Source organism: Thalassospira sp. ER-Se-21-Dark (genome assembly GCF_017922435.1).
Taxonomy (GTDB): domain Bacteria; phylum Pseudomonadota; class Alphaproteobacteria; order Rhodospirillales; family Thalassospiraceae; genus Thalassospira.
This window is the reverse complement of record NZ_VDEZ01000005.1, coordinates 282,460-297,888: the sequence shown is the minus strand read 5'-3', so window position 1 is coordinate 297,888 and position 15,429 is coordinate 282,460. Positions and strand designations below refer to the sequence as shown.

The 15,429-nt window shown below is 54.6% G+C and carries 16 protein-coding genes; 11 read left to right on the top strand and 5 right to left on the bottom strand.

Annotated elements, in window-relative coordinates:
* Positions 1–282: 282 nt before the first annotated feature.
* The 3 genes from FHI25_RS18220 (at position 283) to FHI25_RS18210 (ending at position 2,866) form a co-directional block, all read left to right on the top strand.
* Positions 283–972, top strand: a complete 690-nt coding sequence (locus tag FHI25_RS18220; protein WP_210520230.1) for an ABC transporter substrate-binding protein — start codon at positions 283–285, stop codon at positions 970–972.
* A gap of 77 nt (positions 973–1,049) precedes the next feature.
* Positions 1,050–1,727: an ABC transporter substrate-binding protein gene (locus tag FHI25_RS18215; protein ID WP_210520228.1), complete on the top strand. Its 678-nt coding sequence runs from the start codon at positions 1,050–1,052 to the stop codon at positions 1,725–1,727.
* A 239-nt stretch (positions 1,728–1,966) separates the two neighbouring features.
* Positions 1,967–2,866, top strand: a complete 900-nt coding sequence (locus FHI25_RS18210) for a DMT family transporter (protein ID WP_210520226.1) — start codon at positions 1,967–1,969, stop codon at positions 2,864–2,866.
* Here FHI25_RS18210 and FHI25_RS18205 read toward each other — a convergent pair whose 3' ends face one another.
* Together FHI25_RS18205 and FHI25_RS18200 are read right to left on the bottom strand one after the other, a co-directional pair.
* A complete protein-coding gene (locus FHI25_RS18205) occupies positions 2,867–3,421 on the bottom strand; it encodes a hypothetical protein (protein ID WP_210520225.1) in 555 nt (184 codons plus the stop codon).
* Positions 3,418–4,206 carry a DUF4198 domain-containing protein gene (locus tag FHI25_RS18200; protein WP_210520223.1) on the bottom strand — a complete coding sequence of 263 codons (789 nt, stop codon included), beginning with the start codon at positions 4,204–4,206 and terminating at the stop codon, positions 3,418–3,420. Before FHI25_RS18200 ends, FHI25_RS18205 begins: the two co-directional genes overlap by 4 nt.
* 105 nt (positions 4,207–4,311) lie before the next feature.
* Here FHI25_RS18200 and nikR point away from each other — a divergent pair, with 105 nt between their 5' ends.
* Positions 4,312–4,791, top strand: coding sequence for a nickel-responsive transcriptional regulator NikR (gene nikR / locus FHI25_RS18195; protein WP_210520221.1), 480 nt, complete (start codon positions 4,312–4,314; stop codon positions 4,789–4,791).
* A 285-nt stretch (positions 4,792–5,076) separates the two neighbouring features.
* Positions 5,077–6,150, top strand: coding sequence for a recombinase RecA (gene recA / locus FHI25_RS18190; RefSeq protein WP_040823385.1), 1,074 nt, complete (start codon positions 5,077–5,079; stop codon positions 6,148–6,150).
* A 104-nt stretch (positions 6,151–6,254) separates the two neighbouring features.
* Here recA and FHI25_RS18185 read toward each other — a convergent pair whose 3' ends face one another.
* Positions 6,255–7,256, bottom strand: a complete 1,002-nt coding sequence (locus FHI25_RS18185; RefSeq protein WP_210520219.1) for a helix-turn-helix domain-containing protein — start codon at positions 7,254–7,256, stop codon at positions 6,255–6,257.
* A 133-nt stretch (positions 7,257–7,389) separates the two neighbouring features.
* On the opposite strand from FHI25_RS18185, the gene FHI25_RS18180 reads away from it, so the two are divergent.
* From FHI25_RS18180 to alaS, 6 genes are all read left to right on the top strand, one after another.
* Complete coding sequence (locus FHI25_RS18180) at positions 7,390–8,442, top strand: hypothetical protein (protein WP_210520218.1); 1,053 nt, start codon at positions 7,390–7,392, stop codon at positions 8,440–8,442.
* A 216-nt stretch (positions 8,443–8,658) separates the two neighbouring features.
* Positions 8,659–8,799, top strand: coding sequence for an entericidin A/B family lipoprotein (locus tag FHI25_RS18175; RefSeq protein WP_008890360.1), 141 nt, complete (start codon positions 8,659–8,661; stop codon positions 8,797–8,799).
* Positions 8,800–8,852: 53 nt separating this feature from the next.
* Positions 8,853–9,029: a DUF1328 domain-containing protein gene (locus tag FHI25_RS18170; protein WP_008890359.1), complete on the top strand. Its 177-nt coding sequence runs from the start codon at positions 8,853–8,855 to the stop codon at positions 9,027–9,029.
* A 206-nt stretch (positions 9,030–9,235) separates the two neighbouring features.
* Positions 9,236–9,379 carry an entericidin A/B family lipoprotein gene (locus FHI25_RS18165; protein ID WP_008890358.1) on the top strand — a complete coding sequence of 48 codons (144 nt, stop codon included), beginning with the start codon at positions 9,236–9,238 and terminating at the stop codon, positions 9,377–9,379.
* On the top strand, positions 9,366–9,905 hold the full coding sequence (locus tag FHI25_RS18160; RefSeq protein ID WP_210520216.1) for a GNAT family N-acetyltransferase: 540 nt from the start codon (positions 9,366–9,368) through the stop codon (positions 9,903–9,905). Before FHI25_RS18165 ends, FHI25_RS18160 begins: the two co-directional genes overlap by 14 nt.
* A gap of 180 nt (positions 9,906–10,085) precedes the next feature.
* Positions 10,086–12,740: an alanine--tRNA ligase gene (gene alaS / locus FHI25_RS18155; RefSeq protein WP_210520214.1), complete on the top strand. Its 2,655-nt coding sequence runs from the start codon at positions 10,086–10,088 to the stop codon at positions 12,738–12,740.
* Positions 12,741–12,835: 95 nt separating this feature from the next.
* Here alaS and FHI25_RS18150 read toward each other — a convergent pair whose 3' ends face one another.
* Positions 12,836–14,209 (bottom strand): DUF2254 domain-containing protein, encoded by a 1,374-nt coding sequence (locus FHI25_RS18150; protein WP_210520212.1) that lies wholly within the window; start codon positions 14,207–14,209, stop codon positions 12,836–12,838.
* Positions 14,210–14,397: 188 nt separating this feature from the next.
* Positions 14,398–15,240, bottom strand: a complete 843-nt coding sequence (locus FHI25_RS18145) for a tetratricopeptide repeat protein (protein WP_210520210.1) — start codon at positions 15,238–15,240, stop codon at positions 14,398–14,400.
* Positions 15,241–15,429 lie beyond the last annotated feature (189 nt).

Here is a 15,429-nt window from a genome sequence, read left to right as displayed (position 1 = left end):
GCCAGCTTGGCTTTGTTTCTGTCGCATAATGCTGCAGTGCGACCTATACGTTTGCCTTAAACGATCGGCAAACAGGCGCTTGCACGCGCTTTTGGATTGCACTTATAGTTTTCCCTAACGGCAAAAGCCGAAACCAAAGAACAATGAAAATGACCCGACCGCAATTAATGACGGCGGGCAGATCAGGTAGGCTCGCAACATGTCCCGCAAACACCGGGAAGATGTTGCCTTGGGGGTGATATTATGGCGCTTCGCAAGCCCAATGCGATCGTTCGATCGTGTATGTTCGCTGTCATTTTTCTGGCAGCACTTTTCCTGTCATTTGAATTGCTGCCCTCGGCAAAGGCAGACGAAGAAATTTGTCTCAAGATTGCCTTGCCGGAGATGGCCGATCATGTCCGCTCTGCCGAACGCTACCGTGCCGCCATGGCAGAGGCCGGGTTATGTGTGCAGCCCGTCTGGTTGCCAAACAAACGCACCGCTGTTTCGCTTAAACGGGGCGAAATCGATGGTGTCTTTGCCAGCGGCGAAACCATTCGACAATCGGCTGGTGTGCCGCTTGTTTCCGGGGCGGTGGTTGTTGGACGTCCCAAAAGCCTTTTGATCACGGCTGACGACACCGTGAAATCACTCAGTGATCTTAAAAACAAGGAAATCGGCGTTTGGCTGGGCGATGACCACGGCAAACAGGAACTGGTAGGTCTTGCTGATATCGTCACCGTACCCGGGGGTGCCGGGATGATGTTGCGCATGCTCCGTCTTGGGCGGCTGGATGGTCTGTTGATTGACGATTTCTCGCTTAATCAGACCGAAGGGGTGCCGGATGGCTATCGCACCATCGAACTGGAAACCCTTACGACCTATAGCTGGCTGCGCAAGGAATACGAGGCCCTGTTGCCGCAATTCGATCGGGGAACATACCTTTTTCGGGCTGCACTTGAGCCGGAAATGGAAACCGAAACAAAATCGTGAATTTCGCGAGCTGAACTGATAGGTTGAAGTTATATAATCTTTTCTAATGTATCCAGATCAGGCTTGGAGTCCGCTGTATGCGGTTGTTCGGTACCGCCAGTGTATTGATTGCTCTTGTGATAGTCATATGGCAGCCAATTTCAGTAAGAGCACTACCGTGCTTGCAATTGGCTGGTCTTGAAGACGCCATCGGCAGAGAAGTCGGTGAAAAGCTCGAACACATCTTTGCCGGTCATGACCCCTGCCTTTCAGTACAATATATGCCTGCAAGTCGTTCAGAGGCGCTGCTTCTGAGTGGTCAGATTGATGGTGATTTTCCAAGGTTGCCGGAGTTTGCGCCTTATGTTGGCGCCAAGGCAGTGATGGTTCCGGTCCCGCTTATCTCTGGTGAGGGGGTGTTGGTAACCTCTGACCCGGCGATCAACTCCGTTGATGATCTTGGTGCCGTGACATTGGGCCTTCGTCGTGGCACCAAATGGTCCTCGGAGGCTGCCGGCGGGCATATCAACCGGATATTTTTGCCATCATACGACATTGTCGTTGATATGTTTTTAAGGCGTCGTCTTGATGCGTTTCTGATCGAAAGCAACAACCTGAAACATTATGAAGCGCAATTGGCGTCTGCGACAAAAACGGTGGTCAGGCAGGGGCACGCCTATCTTTGGCTTTCGAAGAAGAACGAAAAATATTTGCCAGAGATCACCCGTGTGCTGACTCAATCTGATTTTCAGACTCTTAATGCCTACGATCAATGAAGATCAAACGTGTCCCGCCTGCCTTGTGTTCTTAAGACAATAATCTGATCTGTCCGTCTGCCATTTTGTGGACGGAAAACGTGTGGGCTTAAGGGCGCTTGCGTCTTTGTAAGGTAATAAAAGCCATTGCAAATGACGTAAAACTCCGCTGTATGACGGAGGCAGGTATGCGCTACCACGACCTGCACTCATAACTGGTGTTAAAGCCAGACAGACAAACTCTCTCGGAAACGCGCCCCATGATTTCCCTTTTTGGCGAGGCTGCTGCCTTTAGTGCTGCGCTCTGTTGGGCGAGTTCCAGCATGATCTTCTCCAATATCGGCGGCAAGGCAGGGGCGCAGACGGTCAATCGCGGGCGTCTGGCCTGTTCGATCTTTTGTCTGACTATTTTGCATTGGATCCTTCAGGGCCAGCCATGGCCGAATGCCGTGACGTGGGAACAGCTTGGCTGGTTGTCGCTTTCGTCTGTATTGGGGCTGGTGATTGGCGATGCCATGCTTTTTCAGGCTTTTGTTCTGATCGGTGCGCGGCTTTCGATGTTGCTGATGTCGACCGTTCCGATCATGGGCGCGGTTCTGGCCTGGGTCCTGTTTGATGAAACGCTGCGCCCGATTGAAATCACTGGGATCGCCTGTGGTGTGGGTGGTGTTTTGATTGTCATTCTTGGCAAAAAAGGCCGCCCGATCGGGCTTGAGGGCCGCAATTACACCATTGGCATTCTGTTTGGTTTTGGCGGCGCGGTCGGGCAGGTTGCCAATCTGATCACGGCGAAATATGCCCTGATTGATGGCTATTCAGCACTTTCCGCCACATGGATCAGAACGCTGGTCGCCGTGATTGCCATGTGGGGACTGGCGGTCATCCTTGGCCGGGTGCGTCGGACTGTTACGGCCTGTATCGCGCCGGATGTTGGCAAATGGCTGTTGCTAGGCGCGCTTGTCGGGCCCGCAATCGGTGTGTGGCTTTCAATGCTGGCGGTTCAAAATGCCAATGTCGGGATTGCCTCAACCCTGATGGCGCTGCCGCCGGTTATTCTGATCGTTTATGAAGGGCTGATCTTGCGCAAGCCGGTTGGCATTCAGGCGGTAATCGGAACCTTCCTTGCCTTTGGCGGGGTGACCTTGCTGTTCATGCCCTGATCAGTTCGACTGTTTCCGAGCCATCTGGCGACGCTGCCAAAGCATAAGCCCGCCAAACAGGTTGGCGAGGATGCTGCAGCCAAACAGGATGCTTGCCCAAAGTGGCAAATCAAACAGTGCGGGCGTGCCCTGGATGGTCGTTGCGCTCGTTGCCGACGTGCCAGCAGCTTTCTGGGCGGCCGCCGGAACGGCAGTGGTATTGGTTAACTGATAGGTCAATTGCACAACATGCCCCATGCCATCGGCCACCTTGATGTGGAGTTCACGCGGCGCATCTTGTGGCGATGTGCTGCCAAGCCCAAGCGAAAACTGACCGATCCGGTCCGTGCGCGCCTTTTGCCAGACCTTGCCGTCCTTGGTTGTGACAACCACCTCGGCAAAGGCCATCGGGGATCCGTCGGTATATCGAAAACCATAGGTCTTTGTATTGGCACTATCTTCGACCTGCCAGCCAGCGCCATGGGCATGGGCGGGGACAGGGACGGCCAATGGCCCTGCAATCAGCAGGGCCACCAGAACCGATAAATATGTAAAGCCGATCCGTGCCATCATCATTCATCAACGGCGAATGATAGGGTCGCGCGGATGTTGTGGTTGCCGACACCTTCCTCCGCATCGGGCATGTCGGCTGCGACACGCACAATCCACAAACCGGGGGCCGATACCCGGACCTTGGCAATGCCACTGCCGGCCTCGGTGCTCAGCGTTTCGGTCGCATAGGCCCAGGAGGACGGTGTTTCGGTAAATCCGGCATAGGTTGCCAGAACCGAGGTCGTCAACGGGTGGCCGTTCAAAAGGATCTGGAATTCGGCATCCTCGCCGACCTTGGTGTCACGCGGATCGCTGAGCGGCACGATTTCAAGCGCATTACCAAGTGGTTTGGTAACAAAATCGGCAGCACCTTCGGTACCCACCAGAAGCTTGGCAAACTTTTCGTAGCGGGTCGATGCGATGGCGTCGGGATGCTCGTCGGCACCGCCAGCCTGCCAGCCATCGGGGGTTTGCGACCAGACAACACCCAGACGATGGCCGGAAATCCAGGCTGCGGTATCGGGCACTTCAAACGTACCGATCAGATTGGGCGCGTTGTCATTTTGGGAAATCGCAATGTCGTTCGTGCCATCGGCGGTGATCAGCGTGGCGCGCACATCATTTACGCCTTCTGCTTCTTCCGGAAGGCCAAACTGATGGGTCGAATCAAGGATAAGTGTCGCATTCTCGCCCGGCTTCGCCGTTGCAGGCGATTGGCTTGCGATGAATTCATGGGCGTTTGCCGACAGACCGATCAGGAGCGTTGCGGCAGCAATCACCATGCTGGTTGCGAACTTTGGTTGAAACATTTGCGTTCCTTTGGGAAATTGTTTTTATGGAAGAACCATGTGCGGGTGTGAACTTTTCAAAAAAGATCATACTCGTCAAGCCGTTGATTGTGAGAGGTAGTCAAAATGACCCGCGTGACCGTATCGATTGAAGACGATCTGATGGAGGCGTTTGACGCGTTTCTTGATCACCGCGGCTATACCAACCGGTCCGAGGGATTTCGAGATCTGATCCGTGAAAAGCTTCAGAACACCAAGCTTGAAGACAATGCCGACGGGGTCGGGATTGCGGCTCTGAACTATGTCTATGATCACGAGGAACGCATGCTGGCGTCACGCCTGATGAGCACCCAGCACGAACACCACAATCTGACGGTCTCCACGGTGCATTTCCATATTGATCATGATACCTGCCTTGAAAGCGTGACATTGCGCGGGCGGCTTTCAGAAATCCGTGCCTTTGCCGACAAGGTTCTGGCGCAGCCGGGCGTGCGCCACGGGCAGCTTTATACCGTGCCGGGCGAACTGCATGTCGAAAGCCATCATCATGGCGATGATCATCACGGACATGCGCACAAGCACGAACATCTTAAAATCACCACATGATGGCATTGCCAAACCGTCACTGACCCCACGCCCCGTTATTGCCGGGCGGGCGGTTGATGCGTCTGTTCTCTAAAGGTTCTGTAGGGTGGAATGAGAACAAACTTGCAACATCCGAATTTTTGTGAGAATGTTCGCATTATGTTCTCAGTTGTTTTGTCGATAAGAACGCAGTGGCAGGCTGCGGCAACAGGCAAAACAGTCTAGCGGTGGCGTTCCGCATTATAGGTCCGGGGAACCGCCTGCGTTGCATCCAACCCGGCCCTGTGGAATAAGAGAGTTCGAGCAATGATTCAGACCGCGCTGCATTTGGTGGATAAGGATACTATGGATAAGCAGAAGGCACTCGAAGCCGCCCTTGGGCAGATCGAACGGGCATTTGGCAAAGGTTCGATTATGAAGCTGGGTCAGCGGGAAAGCGCCGTTGATATCTCAGCCATTTCAACCGGTTCACTTGGCCTTGATATCGGGCTTGGTATCGGTGGTTTGCCGCGTGGCCGTATCGTTGAAATCTATGGTCCGGAAAGTTCGGGTAAAACCACGCTGGCGTTGCACACGGTTGCCGAAGCCCAGAAGCTTGGTGGCACCTGTGCGTTTGTCGATGCCGAACACGCGCTTGACCCGGGATATGCCCGCAAGCTGGGTGTGAATACCGACGAACTCCTGATTTCCCAGCCCGATGCCGGTGAACAGGCCCTTGAAATCGCTGACACGCTGGTGCGTTCTGGCGCGATTGATGTTCTGGTCGTCGATTCGGTTGCTGCCCTTGTCCCGCGCGCCGAACTTGAGGGTGAGATGGGCGATACGCACGTTGGTCTGCAGGCCCGCCTGATGAGCCAGGCACTGCGTAAGCTGACCAGTTCTGTTTCGCGTTCGAACTGCATGGTCATCTTCATCAACCAGATCCGTATGAAGATTGGCGTGATGTTTGGCAGCCCGGAAACCACCACCGGTGGTAACGCGCTTAAATTCTATGCCTCTGTCCGCCTTGATATCCGTCGTATCGGTCAGATCAAGGACCGTGATGAAGTCGTTGGCAACCAGACGCGTGTCAAGGTCGTCAAAAACAAGATGGCCCCGCCGTTCAAGCAGGTCGAATTCGACATCATGTATGGCGAAGGCATTTCCAAGATGGGTGAAATCCTTGATCTTGGCGTCAAGGCCGGCATCGTCGAGAAATCCGGTTCGTGGTTCTCCTATAACTCGACCCGTATCGGTCAGGGCCGCGAGAACGCCAAGAGCTTCCTGCGCGAGAACCCGGAAATGACCAAGGAGATCGAAAACAGCATTCGCGAGAGTGCCGGTCTGATCGCCGAAGCCATGACCAATATGAGCGAAGATGAACCGGTCAACGACGATTGATCTGATTGATCATTCCAACTGATTGCAAAAGGCGGCGCCACAATGGGTGCCGCCTTTTTCTTTACTGCTCACGCTGCCAGGTTGTCATTACCGGCTGAGGGGGGCTAGGTGGAGCCTTGTTGTTGCCATTGGCTTGGCGTTTTGCCTGTAATCCGCAGGAATTCACGATTGAAGTTGGACTTGGTGTTAAAGCCGCTTTCAAGCATCGTGTTGGTCACATTTTCCCCCGCGTCAAGCATGCGACAGGCATGCTCAATCCGGTACTTATTGATATAGCGCGACACGTTTTCACCGGTGGTGGTGTTGATCGCCATTGAAATCTGTTTGAGCGGACGTCTCATGCGTCGGGAAATGCGGGCAAGGGTCAGATCCGGATCAAGATACAACCTTTCCTGTGTCTGTAACGCGTTGAGTTCGTTCATGATGGCCTGACATTGCTCAAAACTCAATGCGGCCTGGCTATCATCGACCGGGTCCTTCAATGCGATATCAATCGCAATGTCTGGCGACAGGCTGAGAAAACCAATTGTCAGCAGCGCGATTGACGAGGTGACGCTGAGAACCACACCGGCAATCTCATCGTTCCCGTCAATCTTGGCCAGCAATATCAGCAGGTCGCTTATGGCTGATATGATCAGTGCAATGGCGATAAAACGCCAGACCAGTGCGGGGATCTGTCCCGATGTCAGACGCATATGTGCAAAATCACCCCGTTGGCGACGAAGCATCACCAAAATTGCCGATCCATATCCGACAAACAGGCTGCACAAGACAGCATCAATCACGACAGGCAAAAAGAAGACACAGAGCGCGACAAGTGCTGGCAAAGAAAAATGCAGCAGATCCCCGCGTTGTAAACGGGCGCGAAGGCTTGCCTCAACAAATGCCATCCACGCCATGACCGGAATGGCAGAAGCGGTGATAGGCTGAAGCCATCTCAGCCCGTCGATGCCGTAATATTGAACAAGCCCGACCAAAAAACTTTGCGCGGCGGCAGCCAGCAGAAGCGCCATCAGCATCTTGGGCGTTTTCTGGCCGACAAGGGCGCGGACAAACAAGAACCCTAAAACCAGCGCCACAATCATCGGAACAGGTAGAACAAGCATCTGATCGCAATTTTCCGCCTAAGGGGTATCAAAACCGGTTTTGAGACGTCCACAAACCCGTTCGAGGACGCAAGGCCATCCTGTTTTGGGCAGAACTTCTTCTGTACTCCAACTTAGGACAAGGATCCTTGTGATGAAACCGATATATCTCGCCTTTGCGCTGTGTCTGTTCGCAGGCCTGAAAACATCGCCTGTGCTGGCGGAACAGCAAACCGATTATGCCGGGTATGATCGTTTTGATGTGCGTGCTGCCCATCGTTCCATGCCAATTGCGGCCTCAGTCTGGTATCCCGCAGATACCGTGATTTACAAGGCACCTGTCGGCAACAATATCATCTGGAAGGGAACAAGCGCCTATATCGGTGCGGCAATTGCACCGGGTAAGCACCCGCTTGTTCTTCTGTCGCATGGTTCGGGCGGTAATATGGATGGACTTGGCTGGTTGTCTTCGCAACTGGCCTTGCGCGGGGCAATTGTTGTTGCGCTAAACCATCCCGGTACGACATCAGGGGATTCTTCACCCCGCCGAACACCATTTATTGGCGAGCGGGCGGCAGATATTCGGGCGACCCTTGATCAGGTTCTGTCAAATCCGTCCTTTGCCCCTTACATCGATCGCCAAAATATCTCTGCGATTGGCTTCTCTTTGGGCGGAACGACGGTCCTAAATCTTATCGGGGTAAGGTTTGATCAAACGCTTTTTGCGCAATATTGCGACCGATTTGGCGATGCCGCACAGGATTGCGACTTTTTGCGCAAAGGAGGCGTCGATCTTGATCATATGCCCAATGACTTCCAAGTTCCCAGCCGGGATGACCGAATTACACGTAGTGTTGCGATTGAACCGGGCATGGGGTTCGCAGCGACGGAGCAAAGCCTTGTAGCGGTGAAATCTCCTGTGCTTTTCATTGGCCTTGGCGAAGAAGAAAAATGGGCGGCTGCCGATTTTGGTCCGACTGGCAGCAATCTTGTTACGCGGATCAAAAATGCATATTCGGCAAATTTTGCGCCTGCATATCACCTGACATTTCTTGACGAATGTCAGCCAAACGCCGCCGAAATACTGAAAGAAGAAGGTAGCGATCCGATCTGCACCGATCCCCCTGGTACGGACCGCGCCCTGATCCACCGCCAGATCATTGATGAAATCAGTGAATATCTGGCGCTTGATGCAAAGGCATCCTGATTTCGCAAGTATTGATGTGAAGGAGGTCAAGCGTGATCTCCTTCACTTGACGTGCCCCAAAATGATCACGATTGAGGAAAGTTCATTTAAAATCAACGGACTGTCGCACTTTTTATGACGGAAAATTTGACCGGGAAGAACAGTGCCGGGAACAATTATGGGTTGTCGCCGTTTGAATTCCTGTGAGCTTTGACACGATCAATCAGGAGAATGAACATGTCGAATACGATGAAAAAGTTTCTCGCGATTCTGATGATTTCGGGTATGGGCCTTGGCCTTGCTGCCTGTGAAACAGCCGAAGGCTTTGGCGAAGACGTCGAAGATGCCGGTGAAGCAATCCAGGACGGCGCTTCCTGATCTGTAACCGATCGTTATTCATTATCTTAAAGCAACAATAGTGGGAGAATCCCATGCTTGGTTGGGCAATATTCTGTTTGGTTCTGGCACTGATCGCTGCCGTTCTTGGCTTTGGCGGACTTGCAGGGACATTTGTCGGGATCGCAAAGATCTTGTTCTTTGTTTTCCTCGTGCTGTTTGTCGTATCGCTTGTCGTCAACGCGTTGCGTGGCCGTCGCCCGCCGGTCTGATGACCAGACAGTTGCAAGACTGCACGAAGCATACATGCCTATAGAAAGGATGCCATTTTGGCGTCCTTTTCTGCGTTCAGTGCGGCAAACGGCCACTGCGTGCGATAACGGTTGCAAGCCGGATGGCCCAAGGCCAGAATATCGCGATAAACAACAAGACAGGCGACATGCCTGTTAACCGGACTTGAATGGAGCATCCTGCAAAGATGGAAACGATGACAAAACGTCTTCTGGCCGTCCTGATGGTTATTGGCTTTGGCCTTGCGCTTGGTGCCTGCGAAACCGCAGAAGGGTTTGGTCGCGATATGGAAAAACTCGGCAAGTCGATCCAGGACAGTGCAAACGACTAGTCCACGAACGGCCCATCTTCAGACCAACCGTCTTCAAACAGACCGCCTCGACCTTTCGGCGGCCAGATTGGCCGACATCCCCGACCTTTATGCCTTCCTTGGTGATAGTGATGCCATGCGGTTCACCCAGTGTGATGAAAGCTTTGCGGCGTGTCGCAAGCGCGTACTGGTCCATGAATGGTTCCGGCGCTGCGATGGATTTGCCCCATGGGTCGTAAGGTTGCGCACGTCTGGCGACATCATTGGATGGGGCGGGCTCTATACCGATCCGTTTGATCCCGGTTGGGGGCCAGAGCTTGGCTATTATCTGGCCCCAACCGCCTGGGGGAAGGGACTTGGCCGGGAACTGGCAAATGCCGCCCTTGACTATGGGCGGGTCAGGACATCAATTTCGTGTCTGACTGCCTTTGCGCATCCGCAAAATTTGCCGTCGCGCAAATTGTTGCTGGGCCTTGGGTTTGAGGCCGCCGGGTTTGTCCAGAAAATGAACCGGGATCGATTCACATTATTGCTGAAAACCGGCTGAATTTCGGCTGCCTTTGGCCCGATTAACCGGCCCCAAATCGCCGAATTGGGCAAAACTTGCGGCAAATCCCCCGGACTCCTTTCGCCTGACTGGACAGGGCAGGGCCGAGCCGCTAAATAGGGCAGTCCGTTCGCCAGTATGGCGCGCGCAGTTGTTCCGCGTTTTCCGGGTTGGAGAGATATGCAGACCGTCAACGATATCCGCACCACGTTTCTGGAGTTCTTCCGCAAGAACGGCCACGAAGTCGTTTCGTCCAGCCCGCTGGTGCCGCGCAATGACCCTACCCTGATGTTCACCAACGCCGGGATGGTTCAGTTCAAGAACGTTTTCACCGGCCAGGAACACCGCGATTACTCGCGTGCCGCGACCTCGCAGAAATGCGTGCGCGCCGGGGGCAAGCATAACGACCTTGAAAATGTCGGTCATACCGCACGCCACCACACCTTCTTTGAAATGCTCGGCAACTTTTCGTTCGGCGACTATTTCAAGGAAAACGCGATTGAATTCGCCTGGAACCTGATCACCAAGGAATATGGCCTGCCAAAAGACAAGCTGCTGGTCACGGTTTATCATACCGATGACGAGGCACATGGTCTTTGGAAAAAGATCGCCGGTCTGACTGATGATCGCATCATCCGTATCCCGACCTCGGATAACTTCTGGTCGATGGGTGATACCGGCCCGTGTGGTCCGTGCTCGGAAATCTTCTTTGACCATGGCGATCACATTTGGGGTGGCCCTCCGGGCAGTGCGGAAGAAGACGGCGACCGTTTCATTGAAATTTGGAACCTCGTCTTCATGCAGTACGAACAGATGGCAAATGGTGATCGTGTTGATCTGCCAAAACCGTCGATCGATACCGGCATGGGCCTTGAACGAATTGCCGCTGTGCTTCAGGGCAAGCACGACAACTATGACATCGATTTGATGCGTGCGCTGGTCGAAGCATCGGCCGATGCCACCAACACCGATCCGGATGGTTCGCATAATGTGTCGCACCGCGTGGTTGCCGACCATCTCCGCTCGACCAGCTTCCTGATTGCCGATGGTGTTCTGCCGTCCAATGCCGGTCGTGGCAACGTTCTGCGCCGTATCATGCGCCGCGCGATGCGCCACCTGCATATGGTTGGAACGCAAGATCCGACGATGTATAAGCTTGTCCCGGCCCTGGTAAGCAAGATGGGCGGTGCCTTCCCGGAACTGGTCCGTGCACAGGCATTGATCGAAGAAACGCTGAAGCTTGAAGAGCAGGGCTTTAAAACCATGCTTGATCGCGGTCTCAAGATGCTTGATGACGCGACCGATGGCATGGATGCGGGCGCGACCCTTTCGGGTGATGTGGCCTTCAAGCTTTATGACACTTATGGCTTCCCGCTTGATCTGACGGCCGATGCGCTCAAAGAACGCAAAATCGGCATCGATGAAGCCGGCTTCACCACCGCCATGGAAGAACAGAAAGCCAAGGCACGCGCAGCCTGGTCCGGTTCGGGCGAAGCTGCGACCGAGGAAGTCTGGTTTGACATCAATGACCGTGATGGTGCGACCGAATTCCTGGGGTATGAAACCGAAACCGCCGAGGGCGTGGTTACCGCACTGATCAAGGACGGTGCCGAAGTCAAATCCGCATCCAAGGGCGACGAAGTTGCCGTTCTTGCCAACCAGACCACCTTCTTTGGGGAGTCCGGGGGGCAGCAGGGCGATGCCGGTGTGATCAAAACCGAACATGGTGCGATCATTGAAATCACCGACACCCAGAAAAAGCTGGGAAGCTTGCATGTGCATCTTGGCAAGGTGACCGAGGGAGACGTCAAGGTGGGCGATGCCGCGGAATTCCGCGTCGATCATACTCGCCGTTCAAGCCTTCGTGCCAACCACTCGGCCACCCACCTTTTGCATGCGGTTTTGCGCAAGCATCTTGGTGATCACGTAACCCAGAAGGGATCTCTGGTGGCGGCTGACCGTCTGCGTTTCGACATCTCGCATCCCAAGGCCGTCACGGCCGAGGAAGCCGCGGTGATCGAAGCCGATGTCAACAGCCTGATCCGCGAAAACAGCGAAGTCACTACCCGCCTGATGACCCCGGACGAAGCGATTGAGCTGGGTGCCATGGCGCTGTTTGGCGAAAAATACGGTGACGAAGTCCGCGTTGTTTCGATGGGCCTGCCGGTCGCCAATGAGCATGCCTATTCGCTTGAGCTTTGCGGCGGTACGCATGTGAAGCGCACCGGTGATATCGGCATGTTCAAGATCGTGTCCGAGGGTGCTGTTTCAAGCGGTGTCCGCCGTATCGAGGCCCTGACCGGTGCCGATGCCGCCAGATACATGTCGGCGCGCGAAAGCGTTCTGACCACGGTTGCAGCAGACCTGAAGGCCGTTCCCGAAGACGTCCCGGCCCGCGTCAAGGCGCTGCAGGAAGAACGTCGTCGTCTGGAACGCGAAGTCTCCGATCTGCGCAAGAAGCTGGCGACGGCTGGTTCGGGTGCGGCTTCTGGCGGTGATGCGTTCAAGGAAGTCAATGGTGTCAAAATGGCACTGCGGTCGCTTGATGGCATTCCGGCCAAGGAACTTAAAGGCATGGTTGACGAGCTCCGCGATCAGATGGGTTCAGGTATCGTTGCCCTTGTTTCGGGCGACGGTGGCAAGGCATCCATCGTTGTCGGCCTGACCGCAGACCTGACGGATAAATACAGCGCCGTCGATCTTGTGCGCATCGGTGTTGAAAAGCTTGGTGGCAAGGGCGGCGGTGGCCGTCCGGATATGGCACAGGGCGGCGGTTCTGATCCGGCGCAGGCGGATGCCGCACTGGCCGCGATTGAGGCACATATCGCTGACTAAGCGATCACCTGCCAAAAAGTCTGATGAATTAAAAGGGCCCCAAACGGGGCCCTTTTCTTTTGTCTGATGATATCGGTTGGTGCCGCGTGTGTTTGTTATGCGTCGTCTTCGGACGCAGAATTTTTGACCGGTTTCTGATGATGCAAAACCCGCGTGGCGGCACGAACGACGGTTTTACGGTCGTTTTCTTCGGGGATGTCGCGCTCCGCGGCATTGGCGATCATGCGGGCGTGGGTGCGCAGCACTTCGCGTTGATGATCGGTCTCTGCCAGTCGCATCAGGCTTTCAAGGATTTCAGTCATCGGCAGCAACACATCCGGCTTTGCCGTCGCAGACTGGCGGATCTGGTCATAGGCTGCCCCCAGCATGCCGCCAAAATCGGACATCAGCGCATGCAGGCGAACTTGATCGTCATCATCGCGCCAGATGCCGACCGGATAGCGGAACTGCATGGCATGTGGAAGAGCGTCCCCCAGACGATAGATCGCGGCAATAGCTGTGAACGGATCGTTGATGCCCGGTGACAGGGCCCTCAGGGCGACTTCGACCAGTTGGCGCAGGGCAAATTCGACATCGAGCATGGCCGTGCGGTGCGATCCAATCATGATCGCCTCAAGAATATCGACATGGCACTGTTCGATATTGTCTTGTGCCTGTTTGAAGACGTCATCCTTCAAGGGGGCGATGTGTCCGACGATATCACCGATCAGCACATGCTGTCCGGCGCGGATCACAAGAACAATACGCGTATCCGTCCGTTTGGCGATTTCACAGATTTTTTCATAGTCGACGCCCTGCACATATCCCGAAGACGCAACGCAAATGGCCTGATCGTATGGGATATCTTGTGGATCGGGCAGCGTGGCCTGTGCCTTTTCGGCGGCCTTGATCGGATCGGTCAGGGTGTTGCTGGCCGATTGAATGGTTTCTTCAAGGTTCTTGCCAACACGCTGAATGACCTCGTCGGCAACGATCGACCGGCCAAGGTGGTGGACAAACAGGATCAGGACAAAAACGCTGATGACAAACAGCGCGATGCCTACCGTCACAGCCAGATGCGGCACCGGGGCAGAATCCGGTTTTTCACCCATCAGCATAAGGGAGGTGATCAAAAACAGGATGCTGCCAACAAAAGTGCCCAGCGCGTTCTGGGTTTTGTTATCGCCCATGAAGTTGCGGATCATGCGCGGTCCAAGTGACCCGGCGGCAAGGGTCAGGACCACCATCGTGATCGACAGGGCAAAGGTCGTCAGGGTGACCAGCGTAGCCAACAGGGTTTCCAGCAAGCCGCGCACCGCCTGGATTTCATTGAACCCGGGCAACAGGCTGGGAAACATGTCACGCAATATATCCTGGGGGCTTGCCATAATGCCGACCGCAAAGGCCGCACCGCCCAGTGCAAAAAGCAAAGGCGATACCCACAGGCTATAGGTCAGAAATTCCCAAACGCGGATCAGGCGTTGAACCATGATGCAAAAACCCCTTTCGGGTCAAAGAGTGTCGCGTGACCCGGATCGGGGGAAAACGCATGAACATCATATGATTAAACGCCGATCAGCGCATGCAGTTCCCGCCTGATCTGTTTTGCCGTCGGCAAGGGGGATTTCAAAATGCGCAAGCAATGAGGAAACGCGCACAGAAAGGCAGGGCAAACGTATCAGATGTCGACTTGTTCGATGGCTGCTTTGCCGATCAGGGCTTCTGCCTCGGGCGTGCCCTTGCGCGCAGTGTCGGGCAGCTTTGCCAGTTGATCGGCAGCCGCCCGGATATCGTTAAGACCATTGATCTCGTCACAGACTTCCATCACCCGGTTCCAGATCGCGTCATGATCCATCCCGCCCATAACGGTCAGGGCGATGGCGCGATTAAGCGTTGCCTGCGGATGGTTGGAATCCTGAGACAGGATTTGTTCAAACGCCTCAAAGGCTGCAATCAAATGGCCTTCGCGCAGATTGATCACACCCAAATCGTTTGATGCAGCAAGCGAGGACGGATTGATCCGAAGTAGCTGTTCAACCGCACGCCGTTCGCCTTCAAAATCCCCGTTGGCGCGGTGGCATGTGGCGATCAGCCGGTGGATGCTTTCTGATCCCGGACAGTGGTGGGCGGCGGTTTGCAGGGCCGAAAGGGCGGCGTCATAGCGTTCAAGCGCGATCAGTGCCTGCCCACGCAAGGTCAGCATTTCCGGATCGGTCGGTTTGGCGCGCAGCACGATATCAATGTGGTTGAGTGCGCTACGTGCGTCACCGTTTTCAAGCAATGCGCGTGCAATGTGATGCAGGCAGTCTTCATGACCCCCATCAGATTGCAGCACCGTGCGATACTCACCGATTGCTTCGATGATCGAACCTTTTTCATGAAGCGCACGCGCCAGCCCGAAACGGGCATCCAGATTATTCATATCTTCGCCAAGTGCCTGGCGCAGCATGTTGATTGCAGCGTCATACTGTCGCTGCTTCAAGGCGGCAAGCCCCATGTCAGAAAAGGACATTGCATTCATAGGAGGTCTCCCAATCCAATCGCAATCCGTTGACCGGACCGCTGAATTTATCGATTAACGATGGGATTATAATGCCCAAACCGATCATTACCAGGCCTATGTCATAACGAATTCATGACGCCGGACCTGTTGCCGTTGTGAGCGCCAAAAAAACAAAGGCCCCGGAATGTGCCGGGGCCTTTGTGTGAT